Source organism: Planotetraspora phitsanulokensis, from assembly GCF_016863295.1.
GTDB lineage: Bacteria > Actinomycetota > Actinomycetes > Streptosporangiales > Streptosporangiaceae > Planotetraspora > Planotetraspora phitsanulokensis.
Genome location: NZ_BOOP01000003.1, coordinates 210,371 through 235,943 on the forward strand (window position 1 = coordinate 210,371; position 25,573 = coordinate 235,943).

Here is a 25,573-nt window from a genome sequence, read left to right on the forward strand (position 1 = left end):
ATCATTTCGCCTCCGCTGCTCTGTGTGCCGCGGCGGATGTCGTCAGCGAGTGCCGGTGATGAGCCGTTCACGGTTGAACGCCAGGGACACGATGCGCCAGCCGAGTGCGTCGAGGAGCAGCAGTGCCGCCGCGAGGCCGAGGGCGCGGCCGAGCGTCGGGTGGATCACGTCGAACGCGACGAGGGATGTCAGCACGAGCATCGGGAGGCCGGCGAGCAGGCCGAGTTGCTGGGCGACCCTGATGTCGTTGGATTTCGCGGATATGCCCATGCCGGCCCAGATCGACCAGGCGGCGATCAGCGGCGTGAAGAGCACCTGGGCGAGGATCTGCGGCCATTGCAGCAGCGCTGAGGCCACGGCCGGATCCGCGAAGAGCCGGACGACGGCGATGAAGATCGCATAGACCGTGTACGCCACCGTCGCCGAAGGGAGGAGCGCGGCCAGCGCCTTGCCCAGCAGAAACTCTTCCCGGAGCACCGGCGTGGCGAGCACGGGCTCGAGGGTTTCCTGCCGGCGTTCGCCCGCCACCGCGTACGCGGCGATGAGCACGGGGGTGAGCGCCGGGATGCCCAGCAGGTACAGCAGGATGTGCGCGTGCGCCAGCTGACCTGACGAGGAGGCGGGCAAGCCGAAGACCACGACGAGCGGCTGGACGAGGAAGATCAGCGGAATGATCGCCATCGCCACGACGATGGAGGGCGTCCGACGGTACTCCCGCAACTCTTTGCGGACGACGGCCCGGATGCGCCTGCTGCTCATGCTCATCGCTCCCCCACCTTCTCGTCGGCATTGACGGGTGCGTCGACCAGTTGGAGGTAGACGTCCTCCAGCGAGTGGTTCGACGGGCTGATCGACAGCACGTCGGCTCCGGCGGCCACCAGCGCGCGGGCAGCCGCGGGCGCGGCGAACGCCGGGTCGGTGACCGCCAACTTGTAGGCGCAGCGGCCGTCCGGGTGCCAACCGTTCACGGCCGGGAGACCGGCGAACACGCGGCCGGGGTCGGCCAGCGGGGCAAGGGTAGTGACCGTGAGTGTTCTGGCGAACAGTCGATCACGCAACTCGTCGGGTCGACCGATCGTCCGCAGCGTGGTGTTCAAGATCGCAACGTGGTCGCAGAGTCGCTCGGCCTCTTCCAGGCGATGCGTGGTGAGGAAGACGGTCACGCCCCGTTGGCGGAGCTGGTCGATCAGCTCGTGCACGTCTCGGGCCGCGACCGGATCGAGGCCTGCGGTCGGCTCGTCGAGGAAGAGCACCTGCGGGTCGCTGAGCAGTGCCCTGGCCAGCGCGACCCGTTGACGCATGCCCTTGGACAAGGATCCGCAGGCATCATGGGCCCGATCGGCCAGGTTCACGGCCTTCAGCGCGCGTTCGATGCGCTCGCGCGGGTTGGCCGTCTGGTACAGGTCGGCGAAACATTCGAGGTTTTCCGCCACGCTCAGGCGAAGGTACAGACCAGGCGACTCGGGCATGATCGATATTCGCCGACGGATCTGCGCCGCATTCTCCGGCGTGAGCGGGATGCCGGCGACGGTCGCCGATCCCGATGTCGGCGCGATGAGGGTGCCGAGTGTCCGTACCGTCGTCGTCTTCCCCGCGCCGTTGGGTCCGAGGAAACCGAAGACCTCGCCTACACCGACCTCGAACGAGACGTCTTCGAATGCGACGCGGTCACCGAAACGTTTGCTCAGACCGTGGACCGACAGTGCTGGGGAACGCGTGCCGTGCTCCTGACCATCCATCTGCGCCGTCCTTCCACTGGCGGGCCCGCACCGACTCCAATAAATGTGATATCAGAATGATAGTCAATCGAGCAATGGGTGAACAGGCAGCCGACCCGCTCACCGCACGCGGCTACAGCGACGCGCGAGATGCGCCAGATGCGCGAGATGCGCGAGAACGGCGCACTCGTCGAACGACACGATGAGTCAGGAGGTGAAGCTCACGCCGCATGACCCGCTGCGCCGGCTACTTCTCGCCAAGGAACCATGAGTGAGGACACCGGATCGCTCACCCGGCCGGTCACTCCCGCAGCTAGACCCGTTTGATCGTCGCGAACCAGGCGGGTGCGCCGTTGTCGTGGAATGTCGTCTGAACCCGGGCCGATTCGATGGCGGCGACATTCCATCCAGCGCCAGGGTTGAACGCCGCTCTCAGCTCTTCCCGGCTGACGGGGTGCGGGCCGGTCTCGGGACCCTCGTCGCTGAAGCACAACACGTAGAGGGTTCCACCGTGCTCGGTCACCGACGCGAGACTCGCCGCGTACGCGGGTCGCTCGTCGCCGTCGCAGGTGTGGAACATTCCGCAGTCCAGCACGGTCTCGAACCTGCGCCCCAGACGCTCCAGGTGGAACGCGTCGGCCACTGCGAACTCGGCCGCGATCCCACGGTCGGCGGCCTTCTCCCGGGCGATCGCGAGTGCCGTCTCGGCCACGTCGACGCCCAGAACCGGAAATCCCAGCGAGGCCACGTGAAGAGCGTTGTCGCCGGTCCCGCAGCCCACATCGAGCACCGCTCCGGCGAATCCGCCTTCGGCTGCCAGACGCACCATTACCGGCTGCGGCCGGCCGATGTCCCAGGGCGCGGGGCCGTCATGGTACGACGCGTCCCAGGGCCGACCCGTCATCCGTTCGTGACTGGTCGGCTGCCGACCACTGAACGGATCGTCAGCGAGGGTTTCCGATCGCTCCGACATGGTCGTCCCCTTCCTCACAGCCGATCCGGCCACCTCACCGTGGTACGCCAATCCACGCGTCTTGACCATCCCTCAATTCGTACAGGTGCCCGATACGGCGCCGCGGAGATTCCACCGAGTGCGAAACAGACGTGCACGGACTCCGTCGTGCGACAAGACTGCGCGGTATGAGCCCCCAGGAGTCGGTCGACCGGCAGCGCGAACTCACCGATCTCTATGCGGCCTTCAACAGGCGCGACATTCCGGCAGTGCTCTCGGCGCTCGCGGCCGACGTCGTGTGGCCGAACGGCTGGGAGGGCGGCGCCGTCCGGGGTCACGATGAAGTGCGCGAATACTGGACACGCCAGTGGGCTCAAATCGAACCGACCGTCGTGCCCACCGGCTTCACAAGGGAGAGCGACGGCCGCGTCGCCGTCACGGTGCACCAAATCGTGCACGGCAAGGACGGCGAGGTCATCATGGACGGCCAGGTCACGCACGTTTACGGCTTCCGCGACGACCTCGTGACCGACATGGAGATCCGCCAGTAAGTGCGAGCGTGAGTCGCTCCGGCTTCGGCGGAACCGCTCAATTGAAGTAGTGCCATCCACCGCCTTCGGCGACTCTCGTCTCGGAGTCGAATCCGACTCTGAGCTTCTCGGCGTTCGGCCACGCTTCTTCGGCGAAGCATGCCACGACTATTTTCCGCATCTCATGAGTGGCGGCCACGATGCTCTCCATCTCGTCGGATGCCGGTTCTCGATCAGGAAAGAACCATTCCGGGATCTCGGCCGAGCCATGTGTACACCCGAGCCCTCTGCAGACGATGCCGGCGAACGCGGCGACGACCGCCGGAGCCACGAACAGGACTCGTTTCGAAGGCCACACGGACGCGGACGGCATTTCTCAGCTGACCGCGTCGAGCAGCAGCTTCGCGGCCACCGCCGCCCCGTCGGCGCGGATCGTGCCGGCAACGGCGGTCGCCCGTGCGCGGGTCTCGGGGGTCAGCGCCGTTTTGAGCGCGGCCGACAGGGACTCGGTGGCCGGCGTCGGACCGTCGTGTGCCGCACCGATACCCAGCTCGGCCACCCGGCCGGCCCAGTACGGCTGGTCGGCCAACTGGGGCACCACCACCTGAGGCGCGCCGGCCCGGGCGGCCGTCGTCGTCGTGCCCGCGCCGCCGTGGTGCACGACGGCGGCCACCCGGGCGAACAGTGCCTGCTGGTTGACCTCGCCGACGACGAAGCAGTCGTCGCGGTCGTCGATCAGGGCCAGGTCGGCCCAGCCGCGGGCCACGACCGCGCGGCGGCCCTGCGCTCGGATCGCCTCGATGACCACCTGGGCGACGTCCGTCGACGTGCGCATGGGCATGCTGCCGAAGCCCACGTACACCGGTGGCGTGCCGGCGTCCAGGAACGCCGCCAACTCGGTCGGGAGCGGGCGGACGTCGGGCAGGATCCACGCGCCGGTCTGCACAACGTCGAGATCCGCGGGTTCCCGCCACGGGTCCAGGATCGGGTCCGTGGCCAGCCACGGCCGGTCGCCGATGACGTAGTCGCGGACGTCGTCCACCGGTGGCAGGCCGATGGACGCCCGGTTCGTGTTGAGCGCCTCGCCGAACAGCGCGTTGACGCTCTGGGCGTCCAGTTCCCACAGCACCCGGTTGTCGTTCACCTCCGGCGGGAACGGCCGGCCCGGATACGCCAGCGGCGGGTGGTACGGCGACGGCAGCGTGACCTGCTGGAAGGTAACGGACACGCAGCGGATGCCCAGTTTCTCCGCCACCGACCGCGCGCCGGCCGCGGCCGGCAACATGCCGGTCGCGACCAGCACATCACATCCCTCCGCCGCCGCGGTGACCGCGTCGAGCTGGCCGGCGATCAACTCGGCCGCGCGCTGGGGCAGGGACGACGGCGGCGGCGCCGAGTTCGTCAGCGCGCGCGCCGACCAGCCGACCGGCACCAGCGGCACGCCGATCTCGGCCAGCCGCTCCGCGAACTCCTCGTCCGGCGGCGCGCACATCCGCACCTCCGCGCCGAGTTCCCGCAACCGCACCGCGAGACCCGCCATCGGTTCGACGTCCCCGCGCGACCCGTACGTCGACAACAGCACACGCACTTCGCATCCCCCGTTTCCGCATGTCATGGCCTCGGCCGACGATTCTGCGGCACGACCCGGGTCTTGCCGCAAGCCCCCCCTGCGCGCTATACGTTGAGAGTGGAAGGGCGGCGGCAGCCCCCTTTCCCCTCATCGTCCGATGTGGACGGACGACCTCCTCACGAAGCGGCGGCACGCCGGGCGGCATTCGGCGGACGCATGCACGGCACCGAGGACTCCGGCCATGACGCCCACTATTAGAGTTCTCCGCATGCCGGAGATCGCGCCCCGCCAGTTGATCTTGACCCTGTACGGTCTGTACGCACGGGACGAGCACAACTGGCTGTCGGTCGCCTCGGTCGTCAAGCTCCTGAGCGACCTGGACGTCGACCCGGCCGGCGTGCGTTCGTCGATCTCACGTCTCAAGCGGCGCGGGGTGCTCGAGTCGCTCAAGGTCGGGCGGACCGCCGGCTACTGCCTCTCCCCCGGCGCGCTCGAGCTGCTGCGCGAGGGCGACGTGCGGATCTTCTCCCACCCGAGAGCCCGATTGGCGGACGGGTTCGTCCTCGTGGTCTTCTCCATCCCGGAATCCGAGCGCGACCGTCGTCACGCCTTGCGCTCCACCCTCGCCGAGATGGGATTCGGCACGGCCTCGCCGGGGGTCTGGGTCGCGCCGGGAACGCTCCACGAGCACACGGTCCGCACGATCGAGCGAATGGGGCTGACCGACTACGTCGACCTCTTCGTCGCACAGCACCGGGCATTCGGCGACCTTCGCGAGCGGGTCGCCGAATGGTGGGATCTCGATGCGATCGAGTCGGAGTACAACGAGTTCGTCTGTCGTTTCCAGGACGCCCCGAAGCGGTTCGCGGCGGCCGCCGACGGCCCGAAGACGGCGTTCGAGATCTACGTGCCGATGCTCACCGAGTGGCGCCGCCTGCCGTACCGGGATCCCGGCCTGCCGCTCGAACTGCTCCCCGATGGCTGGATCGGCAGTCGCGCCGAGGACCTGTTCGCCGACCTTGACGCGCTGTTGCGCCGGCCGGCGCGCGAACACGCGCTCAGGACGATTCACTCCTGACCTGAGCCCAGGGCTGGAAGGGGCCCCGTCACGCGGTGAGCGCGGCCCGCCAGCTGTCTGGCCAGCGCGAACTCCTACGGCCGCCGTCCGCGACGTGCACGGTGACGTACGACCCGTGCGCCGCAAGCGTCCGCGGCCGTCCCTCGAACTCCTCACCCCAGACCTCGAACGAGAACGTCATCGACGAATCGCCGAGCCTGATCAGCTCGACGACGGCGGTGACCTTCTGGCCGAACCTCAGTGGGGCTTCGAACTCCACCTCGTAGCGCACTCGGGGGGCCTTCTGGAAGTAGTCGTGGAGCCCCCGTTCCCGCATGAGCGCGGCCTCGGCCGACTCGACGAACCGCACGACCGCCGTGTTGTGGTAAATGCCGGCCGCGTCGGTGTCGACCCACTCCACGCGGGTGTGGTGGACCCCGACCGATCCCTGCTTGTGCGTCTCCGTCACGCGGACACCGCGGCCCGGTCCGGCGTCCACCGCACGTGGACCTGGTCGTCCTGGCCCGCACGCAGGAGCGCCAGACGCGGCGGGATCTTGTCCGTGCGCGAGGTCGGCGGCCTGCGACGGCCGGCGTTGAACTGCACCGGCCAGTCGGCGCCCGGACCCCGGTACTCCTGCTCGGCCCCGGCGTGGAGCGTCCATTGCGGGTCGTACAGGTGGGTGCGGCCGAGAGCGCACAGGTCGGCGCGGCCGGCGAGCAGGATCGAGTTCACGTCGTCGTAGGAGCTGATCGCGCCGACCGCGATCACCTTCGCCCCTGCGGGCGCGGCCACCTCATGGCGGATCCGGTCGGCGAACGGGGTCTGGTACGAACGGCCGAACGCGGGCTTCTCCTCCCTGGTGACCTGACCGGAGGAGACGTCGATGGCGGCCGCGCCGTGCTCGATGAACGCGCGGGCGATCTCGACGGCGTCGTGCTCGGTGTTGCCGTCGGGAACCCAGTCCGTCGCCGAGATGCGGACCGTCACCGGAATGTGCCCCGGCACCACCGCGCGGACGGCGTCGAAGACCTCGAGCGGGAAGCGCAGCCGGTTCACCAGCGGTCCGCCGTACTCGTCGGCGCGCTTGTTGGCGATCGGGGACAGGAACGAGGAGAGCAGGTAGCCGTGTGCGGCGTGCAGTTCGATGAGGTCGAAGCCTGCGTCGGCAGCGCGCCGCGCGGCGGCGGCGAAGTCGGCGACCACCTGGTCCAGGTCGGCGCGTGTGGCCTCACGGGGCACGTGGCAGCCCACGCCGTACGGCAGCGGGGTGGGGCCGATGACCTCCCAGTTGCCCTCGGCGAGCGGGTCGTCCATGCCCTCCCACATCAGCTTGGTCGAGCCCTTGCGGCCGGAGTGGCCGATCTGGGCGCCGATCTTGGCGGTGGTGCGGGTGTGCACGAAATCGGTGATCTTCTTGTACGCGTCGCGCTGCTCGTCGGTCCACAGGCCGGTGCAGCCGGGGGTGATCCGTCCCTCCGGGGAGACGCACGCCATCTCGGTCATCACCAGTCCGGCGCCGCCGAGCGCCTTCGAGCCGAGGTGGACGAGGTGGAAGTCGTCGGCGACGCCGTCCACCGCCGAGTACATGTCCATCGGCGAGACGATCACGCGGTTCTTCAGCTCCAGTTCGCCGATGCGGATCGGCTGGAACATCGCGGGCGCGGCCTGGTCGCCTCCGTTGGCCCTCGCGAAATCCGACTCGATCAGTCCGGCGAAGCCCGCGTCGCGATCCCTGAGGTTCTCGAAGGTGATCCGCCGGCTGCGGGTGAGCAGGTTGAAGCAGAACTGGGCAGGCTCCTGGTCGGCGTACATGCCGATGTTCTCGAACCACTCCAGCGATGCCTGCGCGGCCCGCTGGGTCGACTCCACGACCGGCTTGCGCTCGGTCTGGTACGCCTCGAGCGCCGCCTCGACCGTCGGGTTCTCGTGCAGGCACGCGGCGAGCGCGAGCGCGTCCTCCATGGCGAGTTTCGTGCCTGAGCCGATCGAGAAGTGCGCGGTGTGGGCGGCGTCGCCGAGGAGCACGACGTTGCCGTGGTGCCAGCCGGTGTTCCGCACGGTGGTGAAGTTGAGCCACTTGGAGTTGTTGGTGAGGATCTCGTGGCCGTCGAGTTCCTCGGCCCAGATCTCCTTGATCCGGGCGACGGCGTATTCGTCACTGGTGCCGGGCGGGAACTCCTCGCTCTCCGTCCGGTCGAACCCCGCTCGGCGCCAGACGTCCTCGTGCATCTCGACGATGAAGGTCGAGCCCTGATCGGAGAAGGGGTAGCCGTGGATCTGCATGGTGCCCCACTCCGTCTCCTTGACGAAGAACTGGAACGCCTCGAAGACCAGGTCGGTGCCGAGCCAGATGTACTTGTTCCGCCGGCGGTCGAGAGTGGGGCCGAAAGCGTCGGCGTACTTCGTCCGGACCGTGGAGTTGAGTCCGTCGGCGGCGACGACGAGGTCGTACGCCGATCTGAGCTCGTCCGCGTCGGGCGCCGACGTGCGGTAGTGGACGGTGACGCCGAGCTCCGCGACGCGCTCCTGCAGCAACTGCAGCAGTTCCTTGCGGCTCATCGCCGCGAAGCCCTGCCCGCCGACGGTGAAGGGGCGGCCGTTGAACTCGATGTCGATGTCGGTCCAACGGGCGAACCGGCTCTCCATCTTCTTGTAGACGACCTGGTCGGCGCTCTCGATGCCGCCCAGGGTCTCGTCGGAGAAGACCACACCGAAGCCGAAGGTGTCCTCGGGCGCGTTGCGCTCCCAGACGGTGACCTCGTGCGTGACGTCGAGGCCCTTCATCAGGGCAGCCAGGTAGAGGCCCCCGGGGCCGCCGCCGACGATGGCGATCTTCAAAGGAGTTCCTTTCACTGCGAAGCGGCAGGAACGTCGGCCTGCTCTTGTTCGACGATGCGGCGAAGCACGAAGTGCTGCAGCTTGCCGCTGCGGTTGCGCGGCAGCGAGTCGATGAACCGGACGTCGCGCGGGTACTTGTACGGCGCGATCTGGCCCTTGACGTAGTCCTGGAGCTCCCGGACCTTGGCGGCGTCGCCGGCGACGCCCTCGCGAAGCACCACGAAGGCGCAGACGATCGAACCCCGCTCGGTGTGGGGCTCGGCCACGACCGCCGACTCGACGACGTCGGGATGGGTGTCGATCGCGGCCTCCACTTCGGGGCCGCCGATGTTGTAGCCGGAGGAGACGATCATGTTGTCGGTGCGGGCCCGGTAGAAGAAGTAGCCGTCCTCGTCCCGGAGGAAGGTGTCGCCGGTGACGTTCCAGCCGTTGACGACGTAGTTCTCCTGCCGTTCGTCGTCGAGGTAGCGGCAGCCGACCGGGCCGATGACGGCGAGCATGCCCTCCACACCGGGACCGGCCTCCTCGCCGTCCGCCCCGAGGACGGTCGCGCGATAGCCCGGGACCGGCTTCCCTGTCGCCCCGGGGCGGATGTCCGCTCCCGCCGCGGAGATGAAGATGTGCAGCAGCTCGGTCGCCCCGATGCCGTCGATGATCTCGAGGCCGAGCTCGTCGCGGACCTGCTCCCAGACTCCCTGCGGGATGTGCTCGCCGGCGCTGACGGCCGAGCGGAGGCCGTGCAGAAGCTTGGCGCTGCCGGACCTGAGGATCTGCTTGTACGCCGTGGGCGCGGTCGCCAGCACGGTAACGCCGTGCTCGGCGACGAGTTCGGCCAGTTGGACCGGGGTGGCCGACTCGGTGAGGAAGGCGCACGCGCCGGACCGCAGGGGGAAGACGACGAGCATGCCGAGGCCGAAGGTGAACGCGAACGGCGCGGTGCACGAGACCACGTCGTCGGGCCGCAGGCGCAGGACGCTCCGGCCGAAGGTGTTGTCGATGGACAGGATGTCGCGGTGGAAGTGCGTGGTGATCTTCGGGACGCCCGTGCTGCCGGAGGTCGGCCCGAAGAGCGCGACGTCGTCGGCGGCGGTCGCGACGTTCACGAACTCGCCGGACTTCACCGTGGCCCGCCGCGTGAGGTCGTCGGCCCCCGTGCCGCCGTACGCCATGATCGCGAGTCCCGGGCCGACGGTGTCGCGGACGGTCTCGACCTCTTCGACGAAGCGGTGGTCGACCAGCGCGATCGCCGGCTGAGTCTTCTCGACGATGGGGGTCAGCTCGTGGGCACGGAGGGCGGCCATGGTGGTGACGACGATGCCGCCGGCCTTGAGGACGCCCAGCCAGGCGGCGACGGTCCACGGGTTGTTGGGCGAGCGCAGCAGCACCCGGTTGCCGGGTACGAGGCCGAGGTCCTCGGTGAGCACCTGCGCGACCTGGTTGGCGCGCCGCTGTAGTTCGCCGTAGGTCCAGGTCTCGCCGGTCGGCGTCCGCAGAGCCGGACGGCCGGCGCCGAATCGTTCCACCGGCACGTCGATGAGCTCGGTCGCGGCGTTGAGCCGCTCGGGGTACCGCAGGGTCTCGGTCGTGAACTCGAGCGTCGGCCACTGCTCGGCCGGTGGCAGGTGGTCTCGGGCGAAGGTGTCGGGATAGGCGGAGGGGCTGAGGTCCATCGGTGTCGTCCTTAGGGGGTGCGAATCATGCCTTCTTGGGCGACGGTGGCCAGGTGGGTGTGGTCCCGGGTGAAGAAGCGGCCGGCGGCCAGCCCGCGGCCGGACTCGGCGGCGCCCGCCTCCTGTGCGTAGAGCAGCCAGTCGTCGACGACGCCTCGGCCGGGGGCGCGGTGGAACCACATCGCGTGGTCGAGGCTCGCCGTCACCAGGCCGGGATCGGCCCAGGCGAGGCCGAGCACCCGCAGCACCGGCTCGAGGATGGTGTAGTCGCAGACGTAGGCGAGCGCGGCCATGTCACGTTGCTCGTCGGTGAGGCCCTCGACGGGACGCAGCGCGTCGAACGGCTTGACCCACACGGCCTGGTGCGGGACCCGCTCCCCCTCCACCGCGAGGTAGACGGGGCCGGGCACGTGACGCATGTCGAAGCCGCGGCCGCCGGCCCAGTACGCCTGCGACTGCTCGGTCATCGTTCCCTCCAGCCCGAAGCCCGCGAGGTACGACGCGGAGCCGGGCAGATCCTCGGGGGCGGGGACGTCGAGCGGAGCGCCGGGGGAGAAGCTGCCGCCAGGCTCGCCGGCGGCGAAGTTGGCCAGGCAGACGTAGACCGGTTTGCCGTTCTGGAAGCCGCGTACCTGCCGGGTGGCGTAGCCGCGGCCGTCGCGCAGCAGCTCCACCTCGTAGCGCACCTCGGCGCCGATGTCGACGGGCCGGAGGAAGTAGGAGTGCATCGAGTGCAGGGTCTTGCCGCCCTCTCCCCCGGCCACCGACCGCATGGCGGCGGCCGCCGCCTGGGCGACCATGTCGCCGCCGTACGCCTTGGGCCAGGGGCAGGCCTGGGTGACCGCGCTGAAGGCGAGGTCGAGATGCTCGGGCTCGGCGGCCTTCAGGGTGACGGCGGCCGTGAAGATCTCGCTGGTGGGACGCGCCTGGTCGGTCACGGGCGGTCCAGCCAGTCGCGCAGGTCCGCGTCGGGGACGTCCGCGAGGTTGACGACGATGTTCTCGGGCGTGCGGGTCGTCATCCAGGTCAGCGACTTGTTGCGGTCCAGGTTGCACTCGATGTGCGGCATGAAGGGCGGGACGAAGACCCAGTCGCCCTCCTCCATGTCGATGTAGTCCTCGAACCGCTCGCCGAAGTAGATCCGCGCCCGGCCGGAGAGCACGTAGCCTCCGGTCTCGGCCTCGCCGTGGTGATGCGTCACCGACCGGTAGCCCGGCTCGTTGCTGACCTTGCCGAACCACAGCCTGGTCGCGGGGGTGTGCTGGATGCTGACGCCGGAGACGCGCGTGGCGCCAGCGGACTGACCGGTGTCGCCCACCTCCAGTCCCCCTCGGGTGACCACAGGCACGACGAGGCCGCTCGCGGCGGCGTACATCGAGTTGTCGCCCTCGAGGACGTATTTGCTCGGATCGGGTTCCATCGAGTTGCTCCTCAGCGGTTCGTGAAACGGTTCTGCAGGGTGCCGATGCCGGGGATCTCGGTCTCGACCACGTCGCCATCGGCCAGATAGAGGGGCGGCTTCATCCCCATCCCGACGCCGCCGGGTGTGCCGGTCAGGACGACGTCGCCGGGACGCAGCCGGGTGAAGGCCGAGACGTAGGACAGCAGCGCCGCCGGGCCGAAGACGAGGGTCCTGGTGTTGCCTCGCTGGCGCCGCACGCCGTTGACCCGGCAGATCACCTCGACGCCGCCCGCCACGTCGATCTCGTCCGGAGTGACCAGCACCGGGCCGATCGGGGTCGAGCGATCCCAGGCCTTGCCCTGGAACCACTGGAGCGTGCGGTTCTGCCAGTCACGCACGGAGATGTCGTTGGCGACCGTGTAGGCCGCGATCGACCGCTCGGCGGTGGCGACGTCCGCCCGCTCGAGGTCCGCTCCGACGACCACGGCGAGCTCCGCCTCCCAGTCGACGTCGACCCCGGCCGGAAGCGCGATGTCCTCCTCAGGGCCGATCAGGGTGTCGGCGTACTTGGCGAACAGGGTCGGATGCGCCGGGAGCTCCCGGCCCATCTCCCGGATGTGGTCGGCGTAGTTGAGCCCGCAGCAGACGACCTTCGCCGGCCGCGGCAGCGGGCAGGCGAGATGCCAGCCGTCGAGAGCCTCCTCGGCGAGGTCGGCGACCGTGCCGATCTCGGCGCCCGTGTGCGTCAGGAGGTCGCTCAGATCGGCGAACGGCAACCGGCGCCAATCCCCCTCCATCCGGATGGCGGCGGCGGTCACGCCGTGGCGGCCGACAAGCGTCGCCAGCTTCACTACCGGCCTCCTCGCAGCACTGGATCGAGGTCTGTACGAGACCACATGTATGCCGTATTCTTCACGACCGTCATAGAATGTCAATAGAATCTCGGATGACTCGTCAGGCCCGCCAACAGTGCGAGGAGACCGCCCATGCGACCGGTTGCCGTCAACCCCGATGCCCTGCCCGCCCCCAGCGGCTTCTCGCACGGGACCCTCTCCGGGAACACGCTCCATCTGGCCGGTCAGACGGCCCTCGACGCGGAGATGCGGATCGTTCCCGGCGGCATCGTCGAACAGTTCCGCCAGGCGCTGTCGAACGTCCTCGTCACGCTCCGCGAGGTCGGCGGTGAGCCCGAAGACCTCGTCAGCGTGACCATCTACCTCACCGACATCCCGGACTACCAGGCGCACGGCAGGCAGATCGGAAAGGTGTGGAGGGAACTGATCGGCCCCACCTACCCCGCCATGGCCGGCATCGGCTGCACCGCCCTCTGGCAGCCCGAGGCGATGGTCGAGATCGTCGGCGTGGCCGTCATCCCGCAGTCGCGTCTCCTTCACCCCGGGCCGGTGACCTGACGGCGTTCCGGGCGCGCGTCATAACGGTTTCCGAATGAGGCCGCGCCAAAAACCTATGTATTGGTCTGTATACGAGGATCACGACAGCGCAATAAAATCCACCACCGGTGCGCATGCCTCAGCGCACCGGTGGCCACGACCAGACCGGAGAGAACTCAGTGACGGCGGACCAGGCACCCGACCCGGTCCCGGCGACCGGGGCCACGGCGCTGCCGGTCGCGATCGTCACCGGGTTCCTCGGCAGCGGTAAGACGACCTTCGTCAGAGGCCTGCTCGACGCAGGCGGCAGCGGCCGGACAGCGGTCATCGTGAACGAACTGGGCGAGCTCGGCATCGACGGCGCGCTCCTCGAAGGGGCGGCGCGGTCGGTGATCGAGCTCCCCGGAGGCTGCATGTGCTGCGAGAGCCGCGGGGACGTCGGCAGGGCGCTCGCCCTGCTGGCGGAAAGGGCCTCGGAACTGGACGCCGTCGTCGTCGAGACCAGCGGCGTCTCGGATCCACTGGGGGTCGCCGACCTCCTCGCACACGGAGTCTTCCCGGCGGACCTCCGGCTGAGCCAGGTCGTCACCGTGGTGGACGCGGAGAACTTCGACCGCAACCTCGCCGACGCCGACGCCGCGTACAGCCAGATCGTCAGCGCCGACCTGTTCGTGGTCGGCAAGTCGGACCTCGTGGCGCCTGACGTGGTCACCGCCATCGGCGAGCGCCTTGCCGTACTCAACCCCCACGCGGCCGTCCTGCCGTCCGACGGGGGCCGGTCGGCCGCCGGCCTCCTCGGCGAGGTTGCCGGGGTACCCGCGATCTCGGCCCGGCGGCAGGCCGTCCACACGGAGCCCGGCTACGACAGCGTCGCGTGGGAGACGAACCGGGAGATCGGCCTCGACCGGCTGCTCGCCTGGGTGGAGGCCCTGCCGCCGAACATCTACCGGGTCAAGGCGCTCGTCCGGCAGGGCCGGACGGACGTGGCGGTGCACCGCGTCGGAGCCCGCGTGACCGTGCTCGCCTCGGCGGGCGCGCGCCGGGAGCCCGGGGACGGCCGCACACGGGTGGTCGCCATCGGCAGAGGCATCGCCGCCGAGTCGATGAGGGCCGAGCTCGACGCCATGGAACCGTCCGACGAGGAGACAGCGTGATGATCGAAGAGGGGCGTCTCGTCCCCGACACCGTCCTGCACAACGCCAAGGTCATCACCCTCGACGGCGCGTCCACCATCGCCGAGGCGATCGCCGTCGGAGGCGACCGGATCGTCGCCGTGGGCGCCGACGCGGACGTGCTGCCCCTGGCGGGGCGCGGCACGCGGGTGTCCGATCTCCACGGCGCGAGCGTCATCCCGGGTCTGATCGACAACCACACGCACCAGCTCATGGCCGGCCTCGACAGCGCCGAGGCCGGAGCGAAGGTCAACGTGGCCTCGGCGACCTCGATCGCCGAGATCCAGGCGCTGATCGCGGCGCGCGCCCGCCAGGTGCGGCCCGGCGAATGGATCACGACCTCGTGCCTGTTCCGCGGCGCGCTGACGGACGGGCGGTTCCCCGACAGACATGACCTCGACGCTGCGGCACCGGACAACCCCGTCTACGTTGCCGACGGCGGCCGGAACATCATCGTCAACACCCGGGCGCTCGAACTCGCGAACATCGACGCGAACACGCCCGAGCCCGAAGGCGACCCCGAACTCGCGGACGGCCACATCGTGCGGGACGAGGCGGGCGTCCCGACAGGACATCTCATCGTCGGCGCCGGCGACCGAGCACGCCTGAACTGGTGGAGACGTCTCGGGCAGCCCATCAAGATGTGGGACTTCCTGGACTTCGACGTCGACACGAACCTCAGGGCCCTCCGTGCGCAGATGCGCACCTTCAACGCCGCGGGGATCACCGGCGTCCGCGACATGGGGGTCGCCCCCCGGGAGATCGACACGTACGTCGAACTCGTACGCCGGGGCGAGGCGACGGTTCGCACCAACCTCGTCCTCGGGCTTCCCGTCCAGTACCTGCCGACGGATCAGATCATCGCGGCCCTGCGCACGTACATGGGCCCCAAGCAGGGCTTCGGCGACGAATGGCTGCGGATCGGAGGCCTCAAGGTCGTCGCGCAGAACTACGGCTACTGGTCGATGCATCCCGGGAAGATCCGGGCCCTGCTCGTCGAGGGCAACCGCCTGGGCTGGTCCTTCGCGATCCACGGGACGCCAGGCGACCTCGGTGACGACATCGAGATCCTCCTCGACGCCATGGAAGAGGCCCACCGCGAGCACGCCATCGACGAGGCACGGTGGTCGTACGAGCACGCGTTCGGGCTGGTGAATCCCGACCACCAGCGCCGGCTGCTGGATCTCGGGGTCACCATCGCCGCCAACCCCCACCTGTCGTACGTGGGAGCCGGGCGCTCGGCGGCGATGCAGCAGGCCCTGCAGAGCCTCCATCTGGAGGAGCCTCCCGGCGGCATGACGGAGCACCGGCGGACGGTGCTGCGCTGGGGCCAGCCGATCCGCACCTGGATCGGCGCGGGCCACCTCGTCACAGGAGGCAGCGACTGCCCGGCGGTGGCCTACGACTCCGAGAACCCTTTCCTCGGGCTGTGGGCGACCTTCTCCCAGGAGACGCTCGCCGGCGTCCTCATGCCGGAGGAGAAGATCGACCGGGAGACCGCCCTGCGGATCTGGACGGTCAACAACGCGGTCGCGACCGGCGAGGAGCACCTCAAGGGGAGCCTCGAGCCCGGCAAGCTCGCCGACTTCGCCGTGCTCACCGGCGATCCCCTGCTGACCCCCGACGCCGACTTCCTGTCCCTGAAGGTCGCCGAGACCGTCGTGGGCGGAAGGACGGTCTACGAGCGGAGCTGACCACGCCGGCGGACTCCCCGTCGGCGCCGACTCGCCCGGACCGCACTGACACGAGAGGTAATCCGATGGACATCACGATCAACGTCGCCGGCGCCGAGATGGAGGGGCGGCTGCACCTGCCCGAAGGCTCCGGCGCCCATCCCGCGGTGCTCGTCTGCCCGGGCCTGACCCGCGACATCGCGGGTCTCGGGTTCATCCGCGACGCGCTCCTGGGGGCCGGCTTCGCCGTCCTGGCCATCCGCTATCGCGGGATGAACCTGCTCGACGACGACGAGGACGTCGCCGCCGCGCTCGACCACCTCGCGGCGCACGAGAGCGTCGATGCCCGCCGGATCGCGATGGCCGGTCACTCGCGGGGCTCCATGGTCGGCCTTCGCACCGCCGCGCAGGACGCGCGGGTGAAGGCCGTCGCGGCCATCCACCCGGTCACCGACTTCCTCGGCTATGTCCGGGCGACCCGGGCCTACGCTCCCGTCCGCTTCGACGCCCTGGTCGCCCGGTTCGGCGGCGCCGACCCCGACGTCGACCCGGCGCCGTACGAGCGCTACGCCGCGATCAACTACGCCGACCGGATCAAGGCCCCGACGCTCCTGATCGCGGGCACGGCCGACATGCACTCGCCCGTGCACCACTCGGTCCTGATGCACGACGCCCTCGTGAAGCACGGCAACGCCGAGACGCGCCTGGAGATCATCGAGGGCTCCGGACACTTCTTCGAGGTCTACTACGGCGGCGACTGCAGAGAGGCCACCGCGAAGCTCGTGGTGGAGTGGATCTCCTCTCACGTGTGACCGCGGCCCCGGGGCGGCGACCGCGTGCGGATCCGGAACACCCCTGTCACATCTCGGCGCCTACCCTGAGGGAGATGTGGGAGGTGACCCGATGACTCTGCGGATCCACCAGCTCGAATGCTTCATCGCCGTGGCTGAACACGGCCACGTCACCCGCGCCGCTCAGTCCCTGTTCATGACGCAACCGGCGCTCTCCTCGCAGATCCGCGCGCTGGAGGACGAGCTCGGTGTGGCGCTGTTCTCCCGGCATGCCAAGGGGGTCGACCTGACCCCGGCAGGCGAGGCGTTCCTCCCCCACGTTCGAGCCTCCCTGCTCGAGCTGGAGCACGCCGTCGACGCCGCCAGGGCCGCGGCGACGGGTGTCCACTCCGTCGTGCGGGTCGGGCTGATCGTCGGCACCCAGGTCGACGTCATCTCCCGTGTGCTCCGGGCGTTCCGCCAGGTCGCCCCCGGGAGCCGGATCGAGTTCGTGGAGTACACCTTCGACAAACCGTCGGCCGGCCTGCGGGCCGGCGAGACGGACGTCGCCTTCGTCGTGCTCCCGATGCACGAGGAGGATCTGAGCTTCATGCCGCTCGAGCAGCCGGGTGTGATCGCCACCCTCTTCGACGAGCATCCGCTCAGCGACCGGTCGAGCGTGTCCATCGGCGAAATCCTCGAAGAGCCCTGGGTCTGCGCGGACACTCCCGACGAGATCTGCCGCGACTACTGGCTCGCGGCGAGCCATCGCGTGGCGCCGCCGGTGGTTCATCACCGGGTGCGGACGATGGACAAGTTCATTCAGCTCGTCGCCGCCGCCGAAGCCGTCGGCATCGCACCCGCGTGGGTCGAGCGCCACTACAGGGGCAGGCCCGTTCGATTCGTCCCGGTCAGCGATGTGGAGAGCCCCACCGTCGCCCTCGCCTGGCGCGAGGGCGAGGACGCGTTCCCGGCGGTCGTCCGAATGCGGGCCGCCGCACGGGCCGCACTGGGCCCGTCCAACGACCTGCGGCCCGTCGAGCATCAGAGCGCCTAGATGAGTGATTCCAAGGGATAGACACCGGTTGGTGACCAGTCGGCGTGGCCGGTGGCGGAACCAGGGAAGGGGTGTCCAGAGGCAGCGCTGCCAGGGCCCTGTCGCGGTCACCGTCGGGCGTCGGGCCGTAGCTTCCATTTGAGCGGACGGAATCTGCCCTGCGGACTTGACCTTGACGCTGCGTCAACCCTCCATCCTGGCTGTCATGAGCATCCCTCCGGCAACCAATCAGGCCCAGGGACCTGCGATCCACGTGCAGGGCCTGGAGAAGTCGTACAAGGAGCTGCGGGTGCTGCGCGGCGTGGACTTCGACGTGGCGCGCGGCAGCATCTTCGCCCTGCTCGGCTCCAACGGGGCGGGCAAGACCACGGTCGTGAAAATCCTGTCCACACTGCTCAAGGCCGACGCGGGGACCGCCAGCGTCAACGGCTTCGACGTCGCCACGCAACCGGCGGACGTACGGGAGTCCATCAGCCTCACCGGACAGTTCGCCGCCGTCGACGAGATCCTCAGCGGTCGGGAGAACCTCGTGCTGGTCGCCCGGTTACGGCACCTCAAGAATCCGGGCACGATCGCCGACGACCTGCTCGAGCGTTTCTCGCTGACCGAGGCGGGTGCGCGGAAGGTATCGACGTATTCGGGGGGCATGCGCCGCCGCCTCGACATCGCGATGAGCCTCATCGGGAATCCGCCGGTCATCTTCCTCGACGAGCCGACGACCGGGCTCGACCCCCAGGCGCGCATCGAGGTGTGGCAGGCCGTCAAGGAGCTCGCCGAGGGCGGCACGACCGTGCTGCTCACGACTCAGTACCTGGACGAGGCCGAACAGCTCGCCGACCGGATCGCGATCCTGCACGAGGGCCGGATCATCGTGAACGGCACCCTGGCCAAGCTCAAGCAGCTGCTCCCGCCCGCCAAGGTCGAATACGTCGAGAAGCAGCCGACCCTCGAAGACGTCTTCCTCACGCTCGTCGGTGCCGGCGGCAAGGACGGCGACGCCGACAAGGGCAGCCACGACCACAAGACGACGTCGAACAAGAAGTAAGGAACGACAATGGCCACGCATTTCTTGGGCGACACCGCCGTCCTGCTGGGACGATCCCTGCGCCACATCACGCGCAGCGTGGACACCATCATCACGACCACGATCACGCCGATCGCCATGATGCTGCTGTTCGTCTACGTGTTAGGCGGCGCGATCGACACCGGGTCGGTCTCGTATGTGAACTACCTGCTGCCCGGCATTCTGCTCATCACGATCGCCTCGGGCATCGCCTACACCGCGTTGCGGCTGTTCCTGGACATGAAGGGCGGCATCTTCGAGCGGTTCCAGTCCATGCCGATCGCCCGCTCGTCGGTGCTGTGGGCGCACGTGCTGACCTCGCTGGTCGCCAATGCGATCTCGCTCGTGGTCGTCGTGCTCGTCGCTCTGCTCATGGGCTTCCGCTCGGGCGCCGGAGTGCTGGCCTGGCTCGCGGTCGCCGGCATCCTCATCCTGTTCACCCTGGCCTTGACGTGGATCGCCGTGATCCCCGGCCTGACCGCGAAGAGCGTGGACGGGGCGGGCGGGTTCGCCTACCCGCTCATCTTCCTGCCGTTCATCAGCTCGGCCTTCGTGCCCACCGACACCATGCCCGGCCCGGTCCGCGCCTTCGCCGACAACCAGCCGGTCACCTCCATCGTCAACGCCGTCCGCGCCCTGTTCGCCCAGCAGCCGGTCGGCACCGACATCTGGACCGCCCTCGCCTGGTGCGTCGGCATCCTCATCGTCGCCTATATCTTCGCCAACAACGCATACCGTCGAAGGATCTCCTGAGCCGGCGTCAACCGGGTAGGCGAGTCGAGGGCAGGATCAAAGCATGCTGACGATCGGTCAACTGGCGGCGTATGCCGGCGTCACGGTGCGGGCGGTGCGGCACTATCACCAGATCGGACTACTGCCCGAGCCTGAGCGGGATGCCTCGGGTTACCGGCGGTACGGCGCAGCGGCAGTCGTGTCCCTCATCAAGATCCGCACCCTGGCCAACGCCGGCGTGCCGCTGTCTCAGATCGGTCTGATGCTCGAAGCCGACGCGTCGACCTTCGCCGAAGCGGTCCAGAGGATCGACAGCCACCTGCGCGGCGAGATCGAACGGCTTGAGACCAGCCGCAAGCAGATCGCACAGCTCGCTGCCGGGGACAGTCTGGCGCTCCCGCCGGAGGTGATCTTCTATCTCGACCGGCTTCGGGAGATCGGGGCGTCAGAGCGGATGGTGGAGGGTGAGCGGGACGGGTGGATCCTGGTTGCGGCTCGCTGGCCCGATCACATCCGCGATGTCATGCCCTGGAAACTCGCGCAGCTCGATGATCCGCAAGTCGTTCGGCTCTATCGGGTCCTGTCGGAGCTCTTGGAATCGGAGCTCTTGGAAAGCGACGCGGGCGACGACCCGCGGGTGGAGGAAGCCGTCGACATCATGGTGGGCATGGCCGAGCAGGCGTACACCTCCGGCGAGATGGACCGCGGCGAGGTGGTGCGCGACGATCTGGCGTTCGACCTTCTGGACGCACTTACCGTCGAGTCCGACCCGCGGGCGGAGCGGCTGCTGGACATGTTGCGCGAGCGTGGCTGGAGCCGTTGGACCCGGCTGGCGGAACCGACCGACTAACCGCCGGGCGTCGTTTCACACCTGGATACAGGCTGGTCGGGCGCGGTCGGGGCTCATCTCGTCGTTTCGCGGAGCACGAACTTGTTCGCGCCGGTCTGCTCGAGATGCAGGACCGCGACGGAACCACTGCTGGAGACACCGTTATACGAGTCCGCCACACAGTTGACGAACGGAATGAAACTTCGCATGGCGGCGAGGGCTCGCTGCGCGTTCCATACCTTCTTCATTTTCCTGGCGAAGACGGCGACGCCCACGACGTAGGCGTAGGAGGCTGCGGCCGTGCTCCATTTGCTGCGAAGAACCTTGACGTTGCCCGCCGTCTCGGCGAAGTGGTCCACGACGGCCCGTGCCGAGTCGTAACTCGCGGAAAGCCAATGGGATGCGTCGCTCCGCCGTCCGAGAAGGAGGTAGACCACCCCCAGATGCATCTCGACCACCGCGCGATCCTGTATCGACGCGGCGAGGCCGTGCGCGTCGATGAACTTGTCACGAGCCTGCTGAAGATGCCGGTTGTAGTCCGGATCCGACGACGTGATCCGGCCGGCCTCTTTGAGATGGATCTGAGCGGCCCGGAAGGGACCCTCGAGAATGAGCGTCACCTTCCGGTCGATCGAGGCCAGCATCGCGACCTGGGCGCCGCCCGTTCCCAGTAACGCCTCGAGGATGCGCACCCCGGAGGCGGCGCCGGGTACCTGGGCGACCTCGAGCCCGAAGGTGGCCACCGCCCTGCTCAGTGCGAACCATGATTCGAGCTCGGATCCGGTCTCGGATGTGGTGAACGGCAGCCGGGAGGCGTCATCGGGCCCCGACTTCTGCTGAGCCCATTGCGCGAATCTCGCCAGCCGTCCGTCGATCCAGTCTCCGGCGCCCTGACTCGAGGGGCCGTCCGGCGGTTGCGCATTCATGGGCCTCTTCTTTCCGCGCCGGCCCGACGCCGAAGGGCGACCGGAAGTTCTATCCACCGATAAATGGCCAATCAGCATCATCCCGATACAGGTAGATCATGAATACCTATTTCACTGAATGAACATCGGCGATTGACTCATTGTCACCTGTTTCCTTCGCGTAGCCCGCGCGAAGGAAACGGCCGCAGAGCGGAGGGCGAACGGCGCTCGCCCTCCGCGCGGGCCGCTCAGGCGATCGGGAGGGCCAGGCGCTCGTTGACGGGCTCGACCAGGGCCGTCCGGTTGGTGAGGACGACCCAGGTCTGGCCGCCCTGACCGACGCGCCCCGGTCTGATGATCAGGGACGCGGAGAAGCCCGAGCCGGCGCCGGGCTGCCCGGCGACGTCCTTGGGCAGCATGAGCATCCAGCCGAGGCCCGCCTGGCCGCCGAGGCGGTCCCGCTCGGCCTGCGGCCGAAGCGCCTCGCGGACGAGCGCGTCGGGCAGCAGCGAGGACCAGGCGAGCCCGAAGCGGACGAGGTCGGCCGCCGTGGTCCACAGACCGCCCGCAGCCGGCAGGATCGAGACCTGCGTCGGTACCCGCTCGAACATGCCCTCGTCGGTGAGGCGGTGGCCGGTGGCCGCTCCGGTGACCGGACCGCTGCGCGGGAACCACGAATCGCTCATCCCGAGGGGTTCGAGCACCATGCGGGTGGCCGCCTCCTCGTAACGCGATTCGGTGACGTCGGCGATCAGCTGCCCGAGCAGCGCGTACCCGCCGTTGCCGTAGGCGAACGCGCCACGCGGCCCGCCGCACGCCGCGACCGGCCCGGTGACCGAGGCCAGGTCGGGGACGCGGTCGGCGAACATCGACGCGGGACTGTCGACGCCGCCGGTATGGGACAGCAGCTCCCGGACGGTGACGCCGTCGTCGGCGAGCCGGATGGTGCGCAGGTACGCGTTCGCGGGCTCGTCGAGCCGTACGCGCCCGTCCGCGACCAGCCGCAGAACGGCGATCGAGGTGACCAGCTTGGTGACCGAGTACGCGGGAAACCGGTGGTCGGGCAGCAGCACGTCATCGTCGTCCAGGCTCGCCCAGCCGCGTGCGGTCACCCACACCGAGCCGTCATCGGCCGCGCCGGCCACGATGAGGCCGACCAGGCCCAGCTCGGCGAACGAATCCGCGGCCACCGCGGCGGCCTCCTCGGGCACCGGACCGGAGGTGCGCGTCGCCGGTGCCGCCACACGGGGGTCCTTGACCTTCGTCTCCAGCAGATACAACCGCAGACTGCGCAGCCGGTGCGGCGGGCCGGCCTCGGTCGCCGCCTCGATGCGCAGGTCGGCGGCCCTCGCGCGCAGGCTCAGCGGCTCGGCTCGTACGTCGGCGAGGTCCTCGCGCAGCCGCTCGGCCACCGCGCCGAGCAGGCCGGTCAGCGTGTCCGGCGGCACGAGGCTCAGGTAGTGGTCGTCGAAGTGCCGGCGCAGTTCCTCCTCACCGGGTGGCGCCCATTCCGGGGTGCCGGCCGCCGCGAAGCGGGACATGATCCACCGCACCTGCGTGAGGGCGTGACTCGCCGGAGCCGCGGCCTCGATGTGTTCCTTGAGAGCGGCCCAGCTCGGCAGCCCGTGCTCGCGGGCGATGGCCAACTGGGCCTGGTGAAGCGTTGCGAACTCCCCCGCGGAGAGGCGGCGTTTCGCCTCGAGCTTCAGGTACCGGAGACTGGGCCGGTCGGGGAGCGCACGCGACTGATCGGACAAGGCAGTCCTTCCCTCGTCGCCCGCGGGTCCGCGACATCGGGCAGGAAAAGACATGCCGTCGAATTGCTTGGCGAAAACCGGTGAGCTTGCAGCTCTGCCCGCGGACCCAGAGGCGGCCGGGAAACCGCCGCCCACCAACCTACCGCGTCACCCTGGTGACCTGCGAACCCTTTTCTCCCGTTTGGCACCCAGTGGGAAGTCGCGATCCGCGAAGATCACGACTTGCCGCTGGAGTCCTGGCCCGAGTCGTTTCCTCGCCGCCACCTCTCCAGGTCCGCCACGAGGCGGGCCTGATTGCCTTCGTCGATCCTGCCGCCCTGGATCTCCACCGAGACGACACCCTCGAGCTGGAGGAGAGCAGGCCGCACAGTGACCTCGGAGCAGACGGGGCGGTAGGTGCACCCGGTGCACATGCCGGTGTACCTGACCTCGACATTGCCCTGGTCGTCGACGCCGGCGAGCTCGACGCCGCCGCGGTGGACGGACATCATCCGGCCCACGGATCGGACCCGACGCTCGACCGCGTCGCGATCGACGCCTTCGCCGCCCATCAGATCCCGCCGCTCACCCGCGACGCCGGCTCGCCGAGGGCCCTGAGCTCGGCCTTCTTGGCCTCGACGTCGACGTCGAACAGGCGGGCCATGGTGAGGCCGAGGATCTTCTCCTTGTCGGAGCGGGTGATCTGCGGGTATCCGTAGCCCTGACGCAGGTCGTCCGGGATCTCCAGATTGACGAAGTCCTCGAGGAACGGAGCCGGCGCACCCGTCATCGCGGCCTCCGAGCCCCACATCAGCTTGTCGGATCCGACCTCCATGAGAAGGCGCCCCAGCTGCTCCTGCACCCGGCGCGGCGCGACCTTGTAGAAGCTCAGGACACCGGACAGGGCGAGGTAGACGTTCGGGAACCGGGACGCGATCGAGACGACCTCGTCGAAGTACGGCAGCGCGAGGTGGTGGATCACGAACTTCGCGTCGGGGAAGTCCCGGGCCGGCCTCTGGAGGTCGACCGGCCGCAGGACGTCGACGTCCCACATCCCGAACGGGAGGCCCTTGTGGAACTGGAGCACGTCGACGCCCAGGTTCAGCGCCTGCTCGTAGAGCGGGTAGGCGAGCTCTCGGTCGTCACAGCGCCACGACTTGTCGATGTGACCGTTGTAGAACTTGAACGAGCGTGCGCCGAGCTCCTCCTTCTGGCGGATCATCTCGACCTTCGCTCCGTGCAGACCATGGTGGATCGGGTCCACGCCGCCCGAGAGCAACACCCTCTCCGGGTATGCCGAGGCGAAGGCGTGCTGTGCCTCGATGGAGGAGAAGGAGTCCTGGAACCAGTCCCACACCGGGACCGCGCAGGCCATCGCCATGTCGACCGGCGACTGGACGAACTCCATCTCGTACATCTGCTCGGTCGTGAACTTCGTCTCCCAGTCGAAGTCGCCGGCGAACTGCCCCATCTGCGGCTCGTACTTCATGGAGTCCATCGCCACGCGCCAGCCGTACAGCATCGGCTCCATCTCCCGCAGTTCCCTGCGCTGGTTCGCGGGTGAGAAGTCGTATACGTGACAGACGCAGTCGAAGACGAACATGTCGCCGATCATGGGGGACTCCCTTTTCGTGCTGAGGCGAATCGCCTCACGGGACGGGCTGCCTTTCCAACGTAGGAGTCCGGAGATCGGGGCATCCAATAGCGATTCCGCGCGGCCCGACTGACTTTCGTTATGACCGGCTGACTTTCGTTGTGACAGGCCGGATTCAGCCGCGGCCACGTGCGTCAGCCGGCCGGAGAGATCCGCCCTCTGCGCAGGACATGATCCGCGAACGCACGCGCCCTCCGCCGCGTCGTCATCGTCCGGAGTCCCGGACCAGGAGTGCGGCCTGAACGCGGTTCGAGCAGCCGAGCTTGGACAGAATCCGGCTCACGTAGGTCTTGATCGTCGTCTCGCTCATGCGGAGCCGCCGGCCGATCTCGGCGTTGGACATGCCCTCCGCCACCAGGCTCACGACCTCCGATTCGCGGGATGTCAGCGTGGCGAGCCGCTCCGCCGCCTCCCGCCGGACCAGGGCCTGCACGGGCGTGACCATGCCGAGCACCGTCCGGGTCACCCCGGGCGACAGATAGGCGTCACCGGCGTGCGCCGCCCGGACGGCGCGGATCAACTCTTCGGGACCGCAGTTCTTGAGGACGAACCCGGCCGCGCCGTTCTGCAGGGCACGCAGCACGTTCGCCTCCTCACCGAACGCCGTGAGCACGACGGTCCGCGCCGCGGGCAACTGAAGGCGCAACTCCTCCATCGCGTCCAGCCCGTTGAGGATCGGCATGTTGACGTCGATCAACGCCACGTCGACGCGGTGTCTGACCGCCTGGTCCACGGCCGCCCTGCCGTTCGCCGCCTCGGCGACGACCTCGATGTCGTCCGCCGATTCCAGCACGGTGCGGATTCCGGCCGTGATCAGAGGTTCGTCGTCGGCGACGAGCACGCGGATCATC

Annotated in this window: 26 protein-coding genes; 10 read left to right on the top strand and 16 right to left on the bottom strand. The window is 69.0% G+C overall.

All coding sequences use genetic code 11. The features are described from left to right. Positions 1-42: 42 nt before the first annotated feature. The 3 genes from Pph01_RS03815 to Pph01_RS03825 form a co-directional block, all read right to left on the bottom strand. Positions 43-759 carry an ABC transporter permease gene (locus Pph01_RS03815; protein ID WP_204071501.1) on the bottom strand — a complete coding sequence of 239 codons (717 nt, stop codon included), beginning with the start codon at positions 757-759 and terminating at the stop codon, positions 43-45. Positions 760-761: 2 nt separating this feature from the next. After that, on the bottom strand, positions 762-1,739 hold the full coding sequence (locus tag Pph01_RS03820; protein ID WP_204071502.1) for an ABC transporter ATP-binding protein: 978 nt from the start codon (positions 1,737-1,739) through the stop codon (positions 762-764). Positions 1,740-2,031: 292 nt separating this feature from the next. Beyond that, positions 2,032-2,622 carry a class I SAM-dependent methyltransferase gene (locus tag Pph01_RS03825; RefSeq protein WP_239116418.1) on the bottom strand — a complete coding sequence of 197 codons (591 nt, stop codon included), beginning with the start codon at positions 2,620-2,622 and terminating at the stop codon, positions 2,032-2,034. Between the two features lie 236 nt (positions 2,623-2,858). Between Pph01_RS03825 and Pph01_RS03830 the strand changes: the two genes are divergently transcribed. Next, positions 2,859-3,221 carry a nuclear transport factor 2 family protein gene (locus Pph01_RS03830; RefSeq protein ID WP_204071504.1) on the top strand — a complete coding sequence of 121 codons (363 nt, stop codon included), beginning with the start codon at positions 2,859-2,861 and terminating at the stop codon, positions 3,219-3,221. Positions 3,222-3,258: 37 nt separating this feature from the next. Here Pph01_RS03830 and Pph01_RS03835 read toward each other — a convergent pair whose 3' ends face one another. Then, complete coding sequence (locus tag Pph01_RS03835) at positions 3,259-3,531, bottom strand: hypothetical protein (protein WP_204071505.1); 273 nt, start codon at positions 3,529-3,531, stop codon at positions 3,259-3,261. A gap of 45 nt (positions 3,532-3,576) precedes the next feature. Beyond that, positions 3,577-4,788 (bottom strand): glycosyltransferase, encoded by a 1,212-nt coding sequence (locus tag Pph01_RS03840; protein WP_204071506.1) that lies wholly within the window; start codon positions 4,786-4,788, stop codon positions 3,577-3,579. Positions 4,789-5,038: 250 nt separating this feature from the next. Here Pph01_RS03840 and Pph01_RS03845 point away from each other — a divergent pair, with 250 nt between their 5' ends. Then, positions 5,039-5,848 carry a PaaX family transcriptional regulator gene (locus Pph01_RS03845; RefSeq protein WP_239116419.1) on the top strand — a complete coding sequence of 270 codons (810 nt, stop codon included), beginning with the start codon at positions 5,039-5,041 and terminating at the stop codon, positions 5,846-5,848. 28 nt (positions 5,849-5,876) lie between these two features. On the opposite strand, the gene Pph01_RS03850 is transcribed toward Pph01_RS03845, so the two are convergent. The 6 genes from Pph01_RS03850 to Pph01_RS03875 are packed head-to-tail and all read right to left on the bottom strand — an operon-like array spanning position 5,877 to position 12,591. Then, positions 5,877-6,296 carry an acyl-CoA thioesterase gene (locus Pph01_RS03850; protein WP_204071507.1) on the bottom strand — a complete coding sequence of 140 codons (420 nt, stop codon included), beginning with the start codon at positions 6,294-6,296 and terminating at the stop codon, positions 5,877-5,879. Next, positions 6,293-8,668, bottom strand: coding sequence for a bifunctional salicylyl-CoA 5-hydroxylase/oxidoreductase (locus Pph01_RS03855; protein ID WP_204071508.1), 2,376 nt, complete (start codon positions 8,666-8,668; stop codon positions 6,293-6,295). Before Pph01_RS03855 ends, Pph01_RS03850 begins: the two co-directional genes overlap by 4 nt. Before the next feature lie 11 nt (positions 8,669-8,679). Continuing rightward, positions 8,680-10,338 (bottom strand): AMP-binding protein, encoded by a 1,659-nt coding sequence (locus tag Pph01_RS03860; RefSeq protein WP_204071509.1) that lies wholly within the window; start codon positions 10,336-10,338, stop codon positions 8,680-8,682. An 11-nt stretch (positions 10,339-10,349) separates the two neighbouring features. Continuing rightward, complete coding sequence (locus Pph01_RS03865; RefSeq protein ID WP_204071510.1) at positions 10,350-11,276, bottom strand: acyl-CoA thioesterase; 927 nt, start codon at positions 11,274-11,276, stop codon at positions 10,350-10,352. Continuing rightward, positions 11,273-11,758, bottom strand: a complete 486-nt coding sequence (locus Pph01_RS03870) for a cupin domain-containing protein (RefSeq protein ID WP_204071511.1) — start codon at positions 11,756-11,758, stop codon at positions 11,273-11,275. The genes Pph01_RS03865 and Pph01_RS03870 overlap by 4 nt, the downstream gene beginning before the upstream one ends. A gap of 11 nt (positions 11,759-11,769) precedes the next feature. After that, complete coding sequence (locus Pph01_RS03875) at positions 11,770-12,591, bottom strand: fumarylacetoacetate hydrolase family protein (RefSeq protein WP_204071512.1); 822 nt, start codon at positions 12,589-12,591, stop codon at positions 11,770-11,772. Between the two features lie 135 nt (positions 12,592-12,726). Here Pph01_RS03875 and Pph01_RS03880 point away from each other — a divergent pair, with 135 nt between their 5' ends. The 8 genes from Pph01_RS03880 (at position 12,727) to Pph01_RS03915 (ending at position 20,448) form a co-directional block, all read left to right on the top strand. Further along, on the top strand, positions 12,727-13,152 hold the full coding sequence (locus Pph01_RS03880; protein ID WP_204071513.1) for a RidA family protein: 426 nt from the start codon (positions 12,727-12,729) through the stop codon (positions 13,150-13,152). A gap of 113 nt (positions 13,153-13,265) precedes the next feature. After that, entirely contained in the window at positions 13,266-14,285 is a 1,020-nt protein-coding gene (locus Pph01_RS03885; RefSeq protein WP_239116452.1) for a CobW family GTP-binding protein, read from the top strand. After that, positions 14,285-15,997 (top strand): amidohydrolase, encoded by a 1,713-nt coding sequence (locus Pph01_RS03890; protein ID WP_239116453.1) that lies wholly within the window; start codon positions 14,285-14,287, stop codon positions 15,995-15,997. Before Pph01_RS03885 ends, Pph01_RS03890 begins: the two co-directional genes overlap by 1 nt. Positions 15,998-16,062: 65 nt before the next feature. Continuing rightward, complete coding sequence (locus Pph01_RS03895; RefSeq protein ID WP_204071516.1) at positions 16,063-16,788, top strand: alpha/beta hydrolase family protein; 726 nt, start codon at positions 16,063-16,065, stop codon at positions 16,786-16,788. A gap of 91 nt (positions 16,789-16,879) precedes the next feature. Next, positions 16,880-17,803, top strand: coding sequence for a LysR family transcriptional regulator (locus Pph01_RS03900; protein WP_204071517.1), 924 nt, complete (start codon positions 16,880-16,882; stop codon positions 17,801-17,803). Between the two features lie 205 nt (positions 17,804-18,008). Then, a complete protein-coding gene (locus Pph01_RS03905; RefSeq protein WP_204071518.1) occupies positions 18,009-18,848 on the top strand; it encodes an ABC transporter ATP-binding protein in 840 nt (279 codons plus the stop codon). Positions 18,849-18,857: 9 nt separating this feature from the next. Next, complete coding sequence (locus Pph01_RS03910; protein ID WP_204071519.1) at positions 18,858-19,619, top strand: ABC transporter permease; 762 nt, start codon at positions 18,858-18,860, stop codon at positions 19,617-19,619. A gap of 43 nt (positions 19,620-19,662) precedes the next feature. Continuing rightward, positions 19,663-20,448, top strand: a complete 786-nt coding sequence (locus tag Pph01_RS03915) for a MerR family transcriptional regulator (protein ID WP_204071520.1) — start codon at positions 19,663-19,665, stop codon at positions 20,446-20,448. A 53-nt stretch (positions 20,449-20,501) separates the two neighbouring features. On the opposite strand, the gene Pph01_RS03920 is transcribed toward Pph01_RS03915, so the two are convergent. From Pph01_RS03920 to Pph01_RS03940, 5 genes are all read right to left on the bottom strand, one after another. Continuing rightward, positions 20,502-21,353, bottom strand: a complete 852-nt coding sequence (locus Pph01_RS03920) for a hypothetical protein (protein WP_204071521.1) — start codon at positions 21,351-21,353, stop codon at positions 20,502-20,504. Between the two features lie 227 nt (positions 21,354-21,580). Then, positions 21,581-23,089, bottom strand: a complete 1,509-nt coding sequence (locus Pph01_RS03925; protein ID WP_204071522.1) for a serine hydrolase domain-containing protein — start codon at positions 23,087-23,089, stop codon at positions 21,581-21,583. A 215-nt stretch (positions 23,090-23,304) separates the two neighbouring features. Continuing rightward, positions 23,305-23,589 carry a NifU family protein gene (locus tag Pph01_RS03930; protein WP_204071523.1) on the bottom strand — a complete coding sequence of 95 codons (285 nt, stop codon included), beginning with the start codon at positions 23,587-23,589 and terminating at the stop codon, positions 23,305-23,307. Positions 23,590-23,639: 50 nt separating this feature from the next. Next, positions 23,640-24,683, bottom strand: a complete 1,044-nt coding sequence (locus Pph01_RS03935; RefSeq protein WP_204071524.1) for an amidohydrolase family protein — start codon at positions 24,681-24,683, stop codon at positions 23,640-23,642. A gap of 244 nt (positions 24,684-24,927) precedes the next feature. Further along, a complete protein-coding gene (locus tag Pph01_RS03940; RefSeq protein WP_204071525.1) occupies positions 24,928-25,572 on the bottom strand; it encodes a response regulator in 645 nt (214 codons plus the stop codon). Position 25,573: the final 1 nt, after the last annotated feature.